Source organism: Acinetobacter sp. YH12144 (genome assembly GCF_013418345.1).
GTDB classification, from domain to species: domain Bacteria; phylum Pseudomonadota; class Gammaproteobacteria; order Pseudomonadales; family Moraxellaceae; genus Acinetobacter; species Acinetobacter amyesii.
Window position 1 is genome coordinate 1 of record NZ_VPCD01000016.1, and the last position, 15,905, is coordinate 15,905.

A 15,905-nucleotide genomic window follows, 5' to 3' on the forward strand; every position below is an offset into this window, starting at 1 on the left:
CAAATGGCGATTCAGCGTTTAATTGGTTTTGGGAAAAAAGAAGAGTTTAAGGAAATTTTGGCAATTTTAAGAAAGCAGAATCCTGATAGGATAAGGGTTCTGTGAAATTTGTCGTGTACAGAGAAAAATACTACAAATACTATTGGAAAAAGAATATTTTATGGTCAAACAGCAGTAAAATCTATTACAACAAAGCCTATTAAAGAGAATCCGAGTCTAAAGTTAGATGAACCACAGTACAGTAAATAATAAAGGAAGTACTTTTATATGTTCAATATAATTATTGAAATTGTGTTAGGTACATTTATATCTAATCTGAAAGCAGATAATCATCCCTATTTGTTTTGTTTTATAAAGGGGGTTTTACTGGGGTTGACAGGATTTTTTTTAGCCGTTATTTATAATTATTTTAATGATGATTATATAATGCCTTTTAATGATCTAATGTTTTTCTTTTTAATAACTCAAACGATAGGTATTGTAGTTTCAGTAATTTTTCTTATAATTGAATATTTGTTTCCAGATAAAAAAAACGAAGACTTTTAAAATATTTTAGGTGTAGGTGTTTGAAAAATATGTGTATTAAATTTACCAAAAAAATGTGATTGAAACCAGCCAAATAAGCAGAAACCTTAATCGCTTAATCCAAAGTGATCACAATAGTCAAATCACCATTTATGGTTATGATATATTTGGAAGACGAATATCTGAACAAAGTCAAATAGTTAATCAAAATTAAGTGGAACACAGCCTGACATTATTTGGTTGGGATAGTGATTTGACGATTTTCGAGTCGCAACATTACACTCAAAGCAATAATAAAATACAAGAGAACTTACAGCATACAAGTTACACCAAGCATTATTTTTTGAACCAAATAGTTTTACCATTTTTTCAAACAGGCTATGCAGGTTTTATTAAGTAGATTGAAACCTCAGACTATTCACGTTTCCAAACAGAACCTTATTCAATTTTATAAAGACCCGATATGGAAAACCGAAAAGAGAAAAAACAGAGCTGAATGGCTTTGTTGCACAAAGCTGTTCTTGAGGGCTTTTTCAGCGATATAATTTTCAAATGAAGAAGCCTACATACAAAATCTACCGCACAACCAATTGGCCCGCATATAACCGAGCACTCATGAGTCGCAGAAATATTGCCATTTGGTTTGATTCTGCTACGCAATGGTATGCGCCATCAAAAGGCAAACAAGGGCGAAATCAAACCTACTCCGACGCAGCCATCCAATGCTGCTTAATGATTAAATCCTTATTTCGTCTGTCTTTACGTATGGTTACTGGCTTTGTGCAAAGTCTGATTAAACTTTGCGGATTAAATTGGATAGCTCCAGATTACACCACGCTTTGTAGAAGACAAAAGCATATTGATATTGTAATCAGCTACCAAAAAAGTAGCGATGGGCTGCATCTACTCATAGACTCTACAGGCATGAAGTTTCTAGGTGAGGGCGAATGGAAGCGCAAGAAACATGGACCTGAATATCGTCGCCAATGGCGTAAACTTCATATTGGTATAGATGCTAAAACCCTACAAATACGAGCAGTTCAGCTTACAACCAATAATGTCAGTGATTCACAGGTACTGGAAGATTTACTTGCTCAAATCCCTTTAGATGAACAAATCGATTCTGTCTATACAGATGGTGCTTATGACACAAAACGATGCCGTCAGGTCATTGCAGATCGGCAAGCACATGCGGTGATTCCACCTAGAAAAAATGCGAAACCATGGAAAGATAAAAAGAGTAGCTCGCTAGAGCGAAATGAATTACTTCGAACAGTTACACGTTTAGGCAGGACACTATGGAAAAAATGGTCAGGCTATCATCGGCGAAGTTTGGTTGAAACTAAGATGTACTGCATTAAATTATTAGGAGATAAACTCAGTGCAAGGAGTTTAGATAGCCAAGTGAATGAGATTCATGCACGTGTAGCAGTGCTCAACAGATTTACGGAATTAGGTCGACCACTTACCCAGGTTACGCCTTAAATTTGGCTCAATTAGGGGCGCTTTGCATTTCAAATCTTTGTGCAACAAAGCCATTCGAAATATGAATATGTGGTTGATGAGGCTGGAAGTTTAAAAAGAAACAAAATTATTGACTATGCTCGATCTTTCTTTTTCTTTTATTATCTTATTTCATTATTAGGTAATCTATTTATTCACGTGTTTAATAGAAATTATTCTTTTAAAAATGATCATGATGCTCGTGAGGTTGAAGGTGTTAGCTTAAATTCAACTAAATTTGGACTCACTCACTATTTAATATGTATTCTATGCGCTTATATAGGGTTATTGTGTTTTACTTCGTTTATTGAATTTATTATGCAAACACGAGGTCGTGGGTTTGATAATTATTTGAAGTTTTGGAATTTTCTATAATAAAAAGCCCTTTCGGGCTTTTTATTATATTAATCAAGGCAACTGCTGAATCGGACTACCGCCTAATGCCTGCATCAAGGTCACATAAGCATTGTATTGACTCTGCTTGGTTTGAACCAAGGACAAACGTGCATTACGTGTGGTCTCCTGTGCATCAAGCAAGTTTTTCAACGCAATTGCACCATTACGATAACGCACTTCAGTCAAACGCTCAGTCTTTTCTGCAAGCTGCACATTACGCTCTTGCAAAGCAACTTGTTGACTTAACTCAGTACGATTGGATAGCGCATTTTCCACATCGGCAAAAGCCTGATACAAGGTCTGACGATATTGAATAATAGATTTTTCATAATCTAAATCGCTAATCGCAAGGTCTTTCTTCATATCGTTATATTGCAAGAAAGGTAAGCTTAAACTTGCACCCAAAGCCAAAGCGGGGTTTTGCAATAAGTTACTCAAAGACGTACTGCTCGAGCCTAAACTGCCAGTCAAACTAATCGAAGGGTAGTAACTGGCTTTCGTTGCATCTTTATTTGCCAAAGCTTTACGTAATCTTAATTCGCTCGCTTGTAAATCTGGACGGCGAGACAACAACTCGGCTGGTAAACCCGCTGCAATCGTCGGTAATGCAATTCGAGGTAGGCGCTGCGGCTCTGAAATATTCAGTTGTTGCACAGGTTGATGCAATAACACAGCCAATGCAGTACGTGTTTCCACTTTTTGTTGGGCAATTTGGCTTAAGGTTGCTTTTTGACTTTGGACCGACTGTTCCGCTTGCGTTAGATCTAAACCTGACACAGCGCCGGCTTTATATTGCACCTTGACCAAGTCATAGGTTTTTTGCGTACTGGCTAAGTTTTGCTGCGCAATACTGTAGCGCTCATTTAAATAGCCAAGTTGCCAATATAGGTTTGCTGTTGTTGCAATCAAGCTTTGGGCAGTGGCTTGTAGGTCCTGTTCAGTCGCTAAAGCTTCCCATTTTGCGGCCTCAGTCTGGCTAGCCAAACGACCAAATAAATCTACTTCATAACTAACGCCACCACTGAGTGATACACCTTTTGATGAGTCATCACCTGAGTTAAGGTCAAAGTTATGTCCAGTTGAAACACTTGAACTCACGCGTGGCCCTTGTTTATTTACAGCTAAACCTGCTTGTAGTCGAGCTTGCTGTAAATTAATACCTGCTACAGCAAGGTCTGTATTCGCAGCTAAAACTTGATTCACCAACTGGTTTAATTGAGCATCATTAAACAATGTCCACCATTGGTCAGCATACGTATCTGCATGAACTTGCTGACTTATGGCTTTCGCATTTTGAAATTGCGTCGGGATTTGTGTTGCAGGAGCTTCATACGGCGTCTTAACCACAGCGGCACAGCCGACTAAGCTACTTCCAAGAATGAAGGCACTTGCAAGTTTAGTTAAGGTCATTTGCATCATTATTTCCTTATTCGCGAGAAAGCGCATCGACAGGGTTCAGCTGTGCGGCATTACGTGCAGGAATAAAGCCAAACACAATACCAATCATACTTGAGCAGACAAATGCAGCAACGATAGACGTTGTTGAATAGGCCATTTGGAATGTTCCACCGGCAAAATGACTAATCAATTGTCCAATACCTAAAGATAATAAAACCCCAAGCACACCGCCTAAGATACACACCAACACCGCCTCAATCAGGAACTGTTGCAAAATATCACTTTGACGGGCACCCACGGCCATACGCACACCAATTTCTTGAGTACGCTCAGTCACAGAAACCAACATAATGTTCATGACCCCGATACCACCGACGATCAATGAAATCACGGCAATCGCTGAAACCAGTAAAGTCATTGTTGCAGTGGTTTGTTGAATGGTTTCACGGATACTATCGGAGTTCTGTGTAAAGACATCTTGCGCGCCATGACGTTGCACCAATAAGTTCAATATGGCGTTTTCAGCAGCGGCACTTGGGTATTCATCTTTCACTCGGACAATGATGCTACGTACGTTCGACTGCCCCAGCATACGACTCATGACCGTTGAATAGGGCAAATACACATTCAGGCTATCTGAGTTACCCATCATGCTTTTTTGTTCTTCGATCACGCCAATGATACGGCTTGGCACACTGCCTAATAAAATCACTTGACCCACAGGGTTGGTGCCATCGGCAAAGAAGGTATTTTTAGTATTACTATCAATCACCACATCTTGCGCTTGCTCAGTCACGCTTTCTTTATCAAAAGGTTGACCAGAAGCGAAGTTCATTCCTTTGACATAGAAGAAATCTTCACTCACGCCATTTACCGTGGTCGACGCTTCTGTGTCTTTAAAACGTGCTGTGACAGATGAATTGACCGAAGGACTAACGCCATCAACATAAGGCTGTTCAGCAAGGGCCGTTGCATCGGCAGGAATCAACGTTTTGGCTTGAGATGATCTGGAATTATCACCAAAGCCTCGACCTTGATAAACTGTAATGGTATTGGTTCCCAAGCTGCTGATATTTTCTAAAATCTGCTTTTGTGAACCATTACCCAAGGCCACCACGGATACCACCGAGGCAATACCGATAATGATCCCGAGCATGGTGAGAAAGGTCCGCATCCGGTGTGCATTCATGGCAAGGATCGCCATACGGAATGCTTCACCTAGACGATCAACGGCAGAGCGCCAACTCGAGGTTTTTTTCTGGGTGTTTGGAACGAGTTGTTGCTTTTCTAAAGGTTCATCATCTGTTTCAGGCACATTGGGCTGATCTGAAATGATGTTACCGTCTGAAATTTCAATAATTCGAGTCGCATTTTTTGCAACATTATGATCGTGCGTGACCAAAATAATGGTATGACCTTTGGCATTGAGTTCGCGCAAAATCCGCATCACTTCAATACCACTATTCTTATCTAGTGCACCGGTCGGTTCATCGGCAAGAATAACATCGCCACCATTCATGAGGGCACGCGCAATCGACACACGTTGTTGCTGACCACCCGAGAGTTGGCTCGGACGGTTTTGGGTTTTTTCACCCAGTCCAAGATCGGTTAGTAGTTGCTTGGCACGTGCATTGCGTTCGGTTGCATCTGCACCGGCATAGATCGCGGGAACTTCGACATTACCAGCAGCATTCAAATCACCGAGTAAGTGATAGCGCTGGAAAATAAAGCCAAAATATTCACGGCGTAACTGTGCCAGTTCATCTGGTTCAAGTTCACGGGTTTCACGCCCCTTGACCTTGTAGCTGCCATTGGTTGGCTTATCTAAACACCCCAAAATATTCATGAGGGTGGATTTACCAGAACCGGACTGACCTACAATCGCCACCAGTTCACCTGGGTAAATCTCAAGATTAACCCCTTTTAGAATCTGGACTGTGCTTTCACCAGCAGGGAATTCACGAGTCAGATTCTTGACCTCGAGTAGAGGTGTCTGATTTTGACTCATGATTACATTCTCATTGGGCCGCCAGCACCACCACGGTTGCTGCGTTTAGCTGAATCATTTGAAGTATCAGAACCGTCGGCAATCACGACTTTGTCACCCTGTTTTAAGCCACGGATCACTTGTGCGGTCACACGGTTATTTAAACCAAGTAATACAGGTTGAGGTTGCGCAGAACCATCCGCTTGCAATACACGTACCATGGCAACGCTCGCTTTACCTTGTTTGACCAATGCTTTTTCAGCTTCAGTCAGTTCTAAACCTTTAGGACGATTTGGATGGTCTTTGTTCGATTTAGCTTCTGCGTTGGCATTTTTATCCGCAGATTGACCATCGGTAGACGTATTATTTCGGCTACGTTGTGGACGGTTTGAGGTTTGTACGGCAGCGGCAGGTACCGTTAAGACATTCTTGGCTTCATCTAAAATGATATACACCTGAGCGGTCATATCGATACGCAATTTGCCATCTTCATTTGGGACATCAAATAACGCATTGTAGTAAACCGCAGTACTTGAAGACGAAGAGGTGTTGTTGTTACTTTCGGTGTTAATTGAGTTTGGCGCAGGTTCAACTTGGCGCAGGGTAGCATAGTGTTTTGTTTCACTGTCGCCCAAGGTTGTAAAATAAACGTTTTGACCTTCTTGGACTTTCATCACATCTGCTTCAGAAATTTCAGCTTTAATGGTCATGGTGTCGAGTTTTGCCAATTTCACAATGGTTGGCGCACTTTGGTTGGCATTTACGGTTTGGCCTTCTTCAGTCACAATCGCCACGATGGTTCCATCCATAGGTGCAACAATTTGTGTATAGCCTAAGTCTTCTTTTGCAGTCGCTAAAGTTAAACGTGATTGTTCGATTTGTGCATTAATGGCTGCAATATCAGCTTGCGCAGTTTTATAACTTGCTAGCGCAGATTCAAGTTCTGCACGACTAGTCGCGTCTTGAGCGTACATTGCTTGTTGACGATTATATTCAGCTTGGACTTTTGCAAGATTTGCTTGTTTAACTGCCAATTGCGCTTGTTGGTTTTTGATGCTGGCTTCTGCAGTTTTTAAATCATTTTCCTGACGTACCGAGTCAATACGGGCAATCAGCTGACCTTGTTTCACTTCATCACCGAGTTGCACATACATCTTTTTCACCTGACCAGAAACTTGTGCACCTACACTCACCATTTTGGTTGCTTCAAGTACACCTGTTGCAAGCACAGAGTTTTCAATGTCACCACGACTCACTTCAGCAGTAATATATTGTGGCTGAGTTTCTTTAGGTTTTAGGAAATGCCATGCAGTGACAGCGATTGCCAAAGCAACGATGATGGCTACGATCAATTTTGCTGGTTTTATTTTTGGCATGGTTGGCAGTTAAAAGTTTAGAAAGATGATTGAATTATAAGATTTAAATACGGATAAATTGTGAATATTTTAGCAAAGAAGTAATGATTATTATTTCCCTTTAGGCTTTCCGATTGATATGAAGGGACTTAGCAGAATCTGTAAACAGACTCATTCTACTGCGTAAAATAATTTTTTAACTGTAACTAAATGCCAATTAAAGTACAAAAAGCATATTTCATGCCTATTTATTTGAATCTAATTTCAAATTAGAAAAAAGTTGAATGAAAATTAAAAAAAGTGGTGCTATAAAGCTTTTTTGTAGCCTATGTTAATGATATTAAAATAAAAATATGCATTGTGTTTGTGCTTTAGTGTGCACAGTTTTTGTTGAGCGTGTGTGATTTTTTGCAATAGTCTTGTTCTAAAAATGCAGCTAAGATCAAAACCCATAAAAAAATTATGGGTTTAATGATAAGTGGTTTTTTTCATTAAATATACAAAATAAAATAGGAATATAAGTCGGGGTTAGATATGGAATGGAATGAAAAATATAATATCGGCATTGATGTTATTGATAATCAACATCGCCAGATTTTAGATTATATCAATACGTTGGAAGCAATCCTCGTGAATGGCAGTCGAGAGAAAATCAAAGAGGTTTTGGATGATTTGATTGACTATACACAATCGCATTTCAGCTTTGAAGAAAATTTATTGGAACAGGTACATTATCAGTATTTGCCGTCTCATCGTGGGATTCATGAGCATTTTGTGAGGCGACTGAATGAGTATCGAACCAAATTTGAAAATGGTGTTTCGGTTGAACAAGATTTATATCGTTTATTGTCTAAATGGCTGATTAATCACATTCAGCATGATGATCAAGATTATGTAGATTCAGTGCGAGACAATATGCTGCACTATCTGCGCTCGCAGGAACAGAAAAAAGGCAAAAGTTGGTTTGCTCGCTTTTTTAGTTAAGTCAACAGGGACGGAAATAACCTTTTACCGCACATCTGAGCAATGGCTTGCATAATCAGATGTTCGGCATTTTCATGTCCCAAACCTTTTATTGACGCGTCTAAACGAAGTAATAGGGCAGGCCAAGTCAAAAAATCGTTCGCATTTAAACGGCGTAACGCTTGTTGATACAGCCCGACTTTGGTTTTCCAAATACCGATTTGCAAGGCATTTTGTGGCTGCTCAAACAGTTGCATCAGCAAACGCATTTCCTTACTGATACTCCATAAAATCAGCGACATCGGCTCGCCTGAAGCGATTAAGTATTGAAAAATTTTAATTGATTGCGCCAAATTGCCTTGCAGCATGGCATCATTTAAATCGTAAGTGGTATAGCGTGACTGATCTTGTAAGCAAGAGTACAGATGATCAATCTGAATCATTTCAGCTTCAGGAAAAGTATCTGCGACACGCATTAAACTATTTTTTGCCGCCAGTAAATTGTGCTCATGATGCTGTTCTAGCCATTGCCAAGCATCATTGGCGAGTTTAATGCCGAGCTTTTGCGCTTCAACGGCCAAAATTTGCTGACGATCTTTAGGGTAGTTTGCAGTCAGTGCAACATTGATTCCATTGGCATCAATGGTTTGGAAAAAACTGGTCTTTAAACTCGCACTGTCTTGCTTCGGCATGACCACGAGCAGCAAGTTACTTTCATTTTGCTGCAAATAGCTTTTTAACAGTTTTAGTCCATTGGCATCGGGTTTAATGCTGCCATGTGCCTCAATTGCCAGTTGACTAGAAAATAATGACAAACTATTTAACGCATTAAAGACATTTTTCCAATCGGACGCAGAGCTAATGTCATAACGTTGACGTTCGATTTCTCGAGCGTTCCAACTTTTACGAAATGCATCGAGGAGATTTTGTTCAAGTAATGGCTCTTGACCATGTAGCACCCAGGCACCTTGCGCTTCATCTACACGTTTTAATGCCTGAAGATAGTCAAGTTTCATAAATCAAAATTACTCAGCTTTGGTCGGTGCAGTTAGTGGGTTTGCTTTGGGTAAGCGGTTTGATGAAATTTGGCGCACGATCTGTTGTGCAATGTCATCAATAATCACTTGTTTTAAATATTTTTCTTCTTGGTCATCGGTGTTCACGGTTGCAACGTCGTATTGGTAGCTACGTGTTGCCATCAATGTACGGGGTTCAGTTACAGGATTGCCTTGGGCATCTTCAATTTGGAACGTCACGTTTAAGCGCAGTAAAGTTTCAACCAATTTACCATTGAGTTCTAAACGTCGCGGAGTGTAATCCAACACATGTAAGACATATGCATTTTGATTATTACTCAGTTGCACGCCTGCAGAACCTAAATAAATCGCTAACTTTTCATGCAAGTCATCCGTATCTTCAGGAAGTGCCAATCGCATATTGGAATAGGCCACAGGTACAGCAGCAGGGTTGGTGCCTTTTAAATGAAAACCACAACCGACCATGCCTGCGCTCAGGCCCATAGTTAATACAATTGCAGCAACACGTTGAACCAAGTGCATAAAGTGTCCTCTGTTTCCCGAAGGGATAATGTTGAAATCCTGTGTGGATTGTAAAGTCAAAGCCCGTTGGCTGGCAACGGGCTTTGTTTGGGAATTGTTTTTTAATCCCTCCCGACCTCCCTTAAAAAAAAAGGGAGGAGACCCGATTTTTTGTTGGGAGAGGGAAGTCCCCCTTTTATAAAGGGGGATTTAGGGGGATTAAATTAAACCACCAAATTCACTAATTTATTCGGCACCACAATTTCTTTCTTGGTTGGACCAGTCAAAAATTGTTGAACTTCAGGTAATGCTTTTGCTTGTGCAAGAATGTCATCTTTAGAGGCATCGACAGATACTTCTAATTTGCCACGAAGCTTACCGTTTACTTGCACCACAATCGTTTGTGTATTACGAGTCAGCGCAGATTCATCTACAGCAGGGAAGCGTGCTGATGTTAATTCGATACCAAACTCAGCCAATAAGGTTTGGCTTAAATGTGGTGCAAACGGAGCAAGTAAAGTTAGAAGAGTCGTGATTGATTCACGTGCAACGGCAACGTCATTGTCATCTTTCGCTTCAAACTTATTGTTTGCATTCAAAAGTTCCATCATCGCAGCAATCGCGGTGTTGAAGGCATGACGACGTGCAATGTCATCACCCACTTTTTGAATGGTTTCGTGTGTTTTACGACGTAAGTCTTGTGCAGCGGTAGAAAGTGTCGCTTTGTCGATGTTTACAGCAGAGTTGCCTTGTTCAAGGAAACCTGTTGCTAGGCGCCATACACGTTTTAAGAAACGGTTTGCACCTTCAACACCAGCGTCAGACCATTCTAGTGATTGATCTGGTGGTGCAGCGAACATCATGAATACACGTGCAGTATCTGCACCGTATTGATCAATAATCGCTTGCGGGTCGATACCGTTGTTTTTCGATTTCGACATTTTTTCTTGACCGCCAACCACGACGTCTTGACCATCACCTTGATATTTCGCAGAAATGATACGGCCTTTTTCATCACGTTCTAAATCGATGTCAGCAGGGTTAAACCAAGTCTTCTTACCTGAATCAGCTTCACGGTAGTACGTATCAGCCAACACCATACCTTGTGTTAAAAGGTTAGTGAATGGTTCGTTACCTTGAACGACGCCTTCATCACGCATCAATTTGTGGAAGAAGCGTGCATAGAGTAAGTGCAGAATCGCATGTTCAACACCACCGATGTATTGGTTCACAGGTAACCAAGTTTGACCCGCTTCAGGTTTCACCATACCGTCAGTGAAATCTGGAGATGCATAGCGTGCATAGTACCAAGATGATTCTACAAAGGTATCCAAAGTATCTGTTTCACGACGAGCATCGCCACCACAGCATGGGCAAGTGGTTTCATAGAACTCAGGCATTTTGTTGAGTGGATTGCCTGAACCGTCTGGAACCACGTCCGTTGGCAATACAACTGGAAGTTGTTCTTCAGGTACTGGAACCTGACCACATTTTTCACAGTTGATCATAGGAATTGGACAACCCCAATAACGCTGACGAGAAACCCCCCAGTCACGTAAACGGAATTGAACTTTCGAGTTGGCAAGTCCAGTCGGTTCTAATTTTGCAAGGAATGCATCGTACGCCCCTTGTAAGTCTAAGCCGTCAAATTCGCCTGAATTCACCAGTTTGCCGTCTTTAGAGCCATACCATTCTTGCCAAATTGTTGCGTCAAAGTCTGCATCGTCTGCACCTTTGGCATCAATCACTTGCTTGATGGTTAAGCCATATTTGTTGGCAAATTCGAAGTCACGTTCATCGTGTGATGGAACCGCCATCACCGCACCTGAACCGTAAGACATCAAGACGTAGTTTGCGATCCAAACAGGAACTTCTTCACCTGTAACTGGGTGCTTAACTGACAAACCTGTTGCCATGCCTTTCTTTTCAGCAGTCGCAAGGTCTGCTTCTGCAACAGAACCCATACGGCATTCTTCGATAAATGCAGCAAGCTCAGGATTGCTTTCCGCAGCTTTAAGTGCCATTGGATGCTCTGCTGCAACTGCAACATAAGTCACACCCATGAGTGTGTCAGCACGAGTGGTAAATACAGTTAAACCATCTGCATAAACATTTGGATTCGCTGAAGGGAAGGTAATTTCCATACCCTGTGAGCGACCAATCCAGTTACGTTGCATGGTTAAAACTTGCTGTGGCCAGCCGTCTTTTAATGTTTCTAAATCGTCAAGTAATTCTTGCGCATAGTCAGTGATGCGGAAGTAGTACATTGGAATATCACGTTTTTCGACCAATGCACCAGAACGCCAGCCACGACCATTTACAACTTGTTCGTTTGCTAAAACAGTTTGGTCTACAGGGTCCCAGTTCACTGTTGAAAGCTTACGGTAAATTAAACCTTTTTTATAAAGCTGAACGAATAACCATTGTTCCCAACGGTAATATTCAGGTGTGCAAGTTGCAAATTCACGATCCCAATCTACAGAAAGACCTAACTTTTTAAGCTGATTACGCATGTAATCAATGTTTTCAAAAGTCCATTTTGCAGGAGCGACTTGATGGGCAATTGCAGCATTTTCAGCAGGTAGACCGAAAGCATCCCAACCCATTGGTTGTAGCACAGTTTCACCTTGTAAGCGGTGGAAACGGCTGATCACGTCACCAATTGTATAGTTACGCACATGACCCATATGCAGTTTGCCACTTGGATAAGGGAACATAGAGAGGATATAACGACGTGGTCCTTCTACTTGGTCGGCAACTTTGAAGGCTTTGCGATTTTCCCAGTCTTGTTGGACTGTAGGTTCAATCGCACTGGCTTGATATTCAGGGTCAATGTGAGTAGTCATAAACGTAAATAGAAATAACGGTTAAAAAGTTTGTGCTACAGCATAGCGCAAAATACGCCTAGAGTGAATTTTGCGATGCTGCCTAGATGTAAATAATTTAAGTCAAAATTGAAGGCTTTGGCGTAAATTATTGTGGTGCGGAGGCTACGGCTTGACCTTGGCGGAGCGCTGCATTGGCTTCGCGTTGTTGTTCCGCTAGTTGCTCATTTTGTTCATTCGACTGTTCGGCTTCACGTGAAACCTCTTCTTGGTTTTTTGCTGGAGTTGATTGCGTAGTCGTTGTTGCACCATAGGTATTCACTTTACCTTTACGCTGCGCATTTTTTGGCGGTGGCGTGGTGGTGTAATGCGTTGAACCTTTTGCATCCACCCACTTGTAATATTCTTTCGCTGAAAGGTCCAAACTGGTCAGGCAAAATGCCATGCTAGATAAAATACAGGCAGTGCGAGCAATCGTCGTCTTCATCATAAATTCAGTCCCAAAGTTAGAGTGATCATGCAAAATTATGCTGAAAATTTTGCGCTTTTTTGACAGTAGAATCTATGCATTTTTTAGCACAAAGGATAAAAGGGACATCGCGTAGGATGAATAACTTTGTGAATGATGAATTGGGGGGTTATAAGCAATAAAAATATTGGATTCTTATCATTTAACCTATGCAGCAACTTCAATGTAAAGCAATTGAATTAAAAACATACATCCATTCATTTAATTTATTTATTAGATTTATAAAAGTATTTTATTAAATACATGCTAACTGGTTATAAATAAACAAACTACAAAGAATGCAAAGAACGGGAGTATGCTTAAAAAACAAACGGTCTGTAAGTAATCAGAAAAAAGCCGATTTTTAAACTTGACTTTAATGGTTGAAACTACAAAAATGCTGTCTTTAGTTTTATATGCCTTAGATCGATCACCCTTCGAATGAGTGCATTTTAGCAATGGACTTCTTCTCTAGCCGAGAAGTTGAACAAAGCCAACAAAATATGTTTATCCCAACATGTTTTAGACCCCATATTGCTCAAACAGCAAGCAGGTCAGATTTTTTTCTTATTGCTATGAAAACTATGAAATTTGTGTGCTATAACAGAGCACACAGTTAATGAATTAACCACGACAAATGCCCTCCATTTGTGCGTGAAAAAAGATTAGGGTGAATCACGTTGGAACTTTTATCTGGTGGTGAAATGCTCGTACGCGCTTTAGCGGACGAAGGCGTTGAACATGTTTTTGGATACCCAGGCGGCGCAGTACTGCATATTTATGATGCGCTATTTCAACAAGAAAAAATCAATCATTACCTAGTGCGCCACGAGCAAGCTGCTGGTCATATGGCTGATGCTTACTCACGTGTCACAGGTAAAACAGGTGTCGTACTGGTGACATCTGGTCCGGGTGCAACAAATACCGTAACTCCAATTGCAACTGCCTATATGGACTCAATCCCAATGGTGATTTTGTCAGGTCAGGTTGCAAGCCATCTTATCGGTGAGGATGCGTTCCAAGAAACGGATATGGTCGGTATTTCGCGCCCAATCGTAAAACACAGCTTCCAAGTACGTCATGCAAGCGAAATCCCTTCGATTATTAAGAAGGCATTTTATATCGCTTCAAGTGGTCGTCCGGGTCCTGTTGTCGTTGATATTCCAAAAGATGCAACGAATCCTGCAGAGAAATTTGCTTACGAATATCCTGAAAAAGTGAAAATGCGTTCGTATCAACCGCCGCATCGTGGTCACTCAGGTCAAATTCGTAAAGCAATTGATGAATTGATTCATGCTAAACGCCCAATTATTTATTCAGGCGGTGGTGTGGTTCAAGGCAACGCTTCTGCACAGTTGACAGAACTTGCACATTTATTGGGTTATCCAGTAACCAGTACTTTAATGGGTCTTGGTGCGTATCCGGGCAATGATGAACAATTCATCGGTATGTTGGGTATGCATGGTACTTACGAAGCCAATATGACTATGCACAATGCAGATGTGATTCTGTGTGTGGGCGCGCGCTTCGATGACCGTGTAACCAATAATCCAGCGAAATTCTGTCCAAATGCCAAAGTCATTCATATTGATATAGACCCAGCAACGATTTCAAAAACAATTATGGCGCACATCCCAATTGTGGGTGCAGTAGAGCCTGTATTGACTGAAATGTTGGCTCAATTAAAGCAATTGAATGTGTCTAAACCAAATCCAGAAGATATCGCGGCTTGGTGGAAACAAATCAATGAATGGCGTCAAGTTCATGGTTTGAACTATGATAAACCAACTGATGGTTCAATGAAGCCACAGCAAGTTGTTGAAGCGTTGGATAAAATTACCAATAGCCAAGCCATCATTACTTCAGACGTTGGTCAACACCAAATGTTTGGTGCGCTTTACTACAAATACACACGTCCACGTCAATGGATCAACTCAGGTGGTCTAGGAACCATGGGTGTAGGTTTGCCATATGCTATGGCAGCAAAACTTGCCTTCCCAGATCAACAAGTAGTGTGTATTACTGGCGAAGCATCGATTCAGATGTGTATCCAAGAACTTTCTACATGTAAGCAATATGGCTTGAATGTAAAAATTTTATGCTTGAATAACCGTGCATTAGGTATGGTTAAGCAATGGCAAGACATGAACTACGAAGGTCGTCACTCAAGTTCTTATGTTGAGTCACTTCCTGACTTCCCTAAATTAATGGAAGCGTATGGGCATGTGGGTATTCAAATTGATCATGCAGATGAACTCGAATCGAAGCTTGCTGAAGCAATGGCGATCAATGACAAGTGCGTGTTTATTAACGTGATGGTTGACCGTTCAGAGCATGTATATCCAATGTTGGTTGCTGGCCAGTCAATGAAAGATATGTGGTTAGGCAAAGGAGAGCGCACACAATGAGACATATTATCTCTGTACTTGTAGAAAACGAAGCAGGTGCGCTTTCACGTTTGGTAGGTTTATTCTCTCAGCGTGGTTATAACATTGAGACATTAAACGTAGCGCCAACAGAAGATCCGACGCTTTCGCGTTTGACTTTAACCACGTATGGCGATGAGCATAAAATTGAACAAATCACCAAACAACTCAACAAGCTTGTCGAAGTTGTTAAAGTTGTTGATTTGTCTGAAGGTGCTCATATTGAACGTGAATTGATGTTAATTAAAGTCAAAGCACTTGGTTCAGCGCGCGCAGAAATTAAACGTACTGCGGATATTTTCCGTGGACAAATCGTAGACGTAACACCAACGACATATACCATTCAAATCGCAGGTACAACTGAAAAGATAGATGGTTTTATTGATGCCTTAGCTGAAAATACAATTCTAGAAGTTGTACGTTCAGGTGTTTCAGGTATCGCACGTGGCGAAAAAGTTTTAACTATCTAATTTTATATTTT

At 41.0% G+C, this 15,905-nt stretch carries 12 protein-coding genes; 5 read left to right on the forward strand and 7 right to left on the reverse strand.

Annotated features, from left to right (window positions below):
- Positions 1-267 precede the first annotated feature (267 nt).
- A complete protein-coding gene (locus FTU79_RS11415) occupies positions 268-546 on the forward strand; it encodes a hypothetical protein (RefSeq protein ID WP_180036263.1) in 279 nt (92 codons plus the stop codon).
- A 531-nt stretch (positions 547-1,077) separates the two neighbouring features.
- Positions 1,078-2,010, forward strand: coding sequence for an IS5 family transposase (locus FTU79_RS11420; protein ID WP_180050115.1), 933 nt, complete (start codon positions 1,078-1,080; stop codon positions 2,008-2,010).
- Between the two features lie 426 nt (positions 2,011-2,436).
- Here FTU79_RS11420 and FTU79_RS11425 read toward each other — a convergent pair whose 3' ends face one another.
- The 3 genes from FTU79_RS11425 to FTU79_RS11435 are packed head-to-tail and all read right to left on the reverse strand — an operon-like array spanning position 2,437 to position 7,185.
- Positions 2,437-3,840, reverse strand: a complete 1,404-nt coding sequence (locus FTU79_RS11425; RefSeq protein WP_180050219.1) for an efflux transporter outer membrane subunit — start codon at positions 3,838-3,840, stop codon at positions 2,437-2,439.
- A 10-nt stretch (positions 3,841-3,850) separates the two neighbouring features.
- Positions 3,851-5,830 (reverse strand): MacB family efflux pump subunit, encoded by a 1,980-nt coding sequence (locus FTU79_RS11430; RefSeq protein WP_180050118.1) that lies wholly within the window; start codon positions 5,828-5,830, stop codon positions 3,851-3,853.
- Between the two features lie 2 nt (positions 5,831-5,832).
- The gene (locus tag FTU79_RS11435; RefSeq protein ID WP_180050121.1) at positions 5,833-7,185 is read right to left on the reverse strand and encodes a MacA family efflux pump subunit; all 1,353 of its coding nucleotides are present in this window, start codon (positions 7,183-7,185) and stop codon (positions 5,833-5,835) included.
- A gap of 513 nt (positions 7,186-7,698) precedes the next feature.
- On the opposite strand from FTU79_RS11435, the gene FTU79_RS11440 reads away from it, so the two are divergent.
- Positions 7,699-8,148, forward strand: a complete 450-nt coding sequence (locus FTU79_RS11440; RefSeq protein WP_180007206.1) for a bacteriohemerythrin — start codon at positions 7,699-7,701, stop codon at positions 8,146-8,148.
- Here FTU79_RS11440 and holA read toward each other — a convergent pair.
- From holA to FTU79_RS11460, 4 genes are all read right to left on the reverse strand, one after another.
- The gene (gene holA / locus FTU79_RS11445; RefSeq protein ID WP_180050124.1) at positions 8,145-9,143 is read right to left on the reverse strand and encodes a DNA polymerase III subunit delta; all 999 of its coding nucleotides are present in this window, start codon (positions 9,141-9,143) and stop codon (positions 8,145-8,147) included. The genes FTU79_RS11440 and holA overlap by 4 nt on opposite strands.
- Positions 9,144-9,152: 9 nt before the next feature.
- Positions 9,153-9,686 (reverse strand): LPS assembly lipoprotein LptE, encoded by a 534-nt coding sequence (lptE, locus tag FTU79_RS11450; RefSeq protein WP_078192675.1) that lies wholly within the window; start codon positions 9,684-9,686, stop codon positions 9,153-9,155.
- A 203-nt stretch (positions 9,687-9,889) separates the two neighbouring features.
- Complete coding sequence (gene leuS / locus FTU79_RS11455) at positions 9,890-12,511, reverse strand: leucine--tRNA ligase (RefSeq protein WP_180050127.1); 2,622 nt, start codon at positions 12,509-12,511, stop codon at positions 9,890-9,892.
- Positions 12,512-12,638: 127 nt separating this feature from the next.
- Positions 12,639-12,980 carry a DUF4124 domain-containing protein gene (locus FTU79_RS11460; RefSeq protein ID WP_249708160.1) on the reverse strand — a complete coding sequence of 114 codons (342 nt, stop codon included), beginning with the start codon at positions 12,978-12,980 and terminating at the stop codon, positions 12,639-12,641.
- Between the two features lie 698 nt (positions 12,981-13,678).
- Between FTU79_RS11460 and FTU79_RS11465 the strand changes: the two genes are divergently transcribed.
- Positions 13,679-15,406, forward strand: coding sequence for an acetolactate synthase 3 large subunit (locus tag FTU79_RS11465; RefSeq protein WP_168378448.1), 1,728 nt, complete (start codon positions 13,679-13,681; stop codon positions 15,404-15,406).
- On the forward strand, positions 15,403-15,894 hold the full coding sequence (gene ilvN / locus FTU79_RS11470; RefSeq protein WP_078189625.1) for an acetolactate synthase small subunit: 492 nt from the start codon (positions 15,403-15,405) through the stop codon (positions 15,892-15,894). The genes FTU79_RS11465 and ilvN overlap by 4 nt, the downstream gene beginning before the upstream one ends.
- Positions 15,895-15,905: the final 11 nt, after the last annotated feature.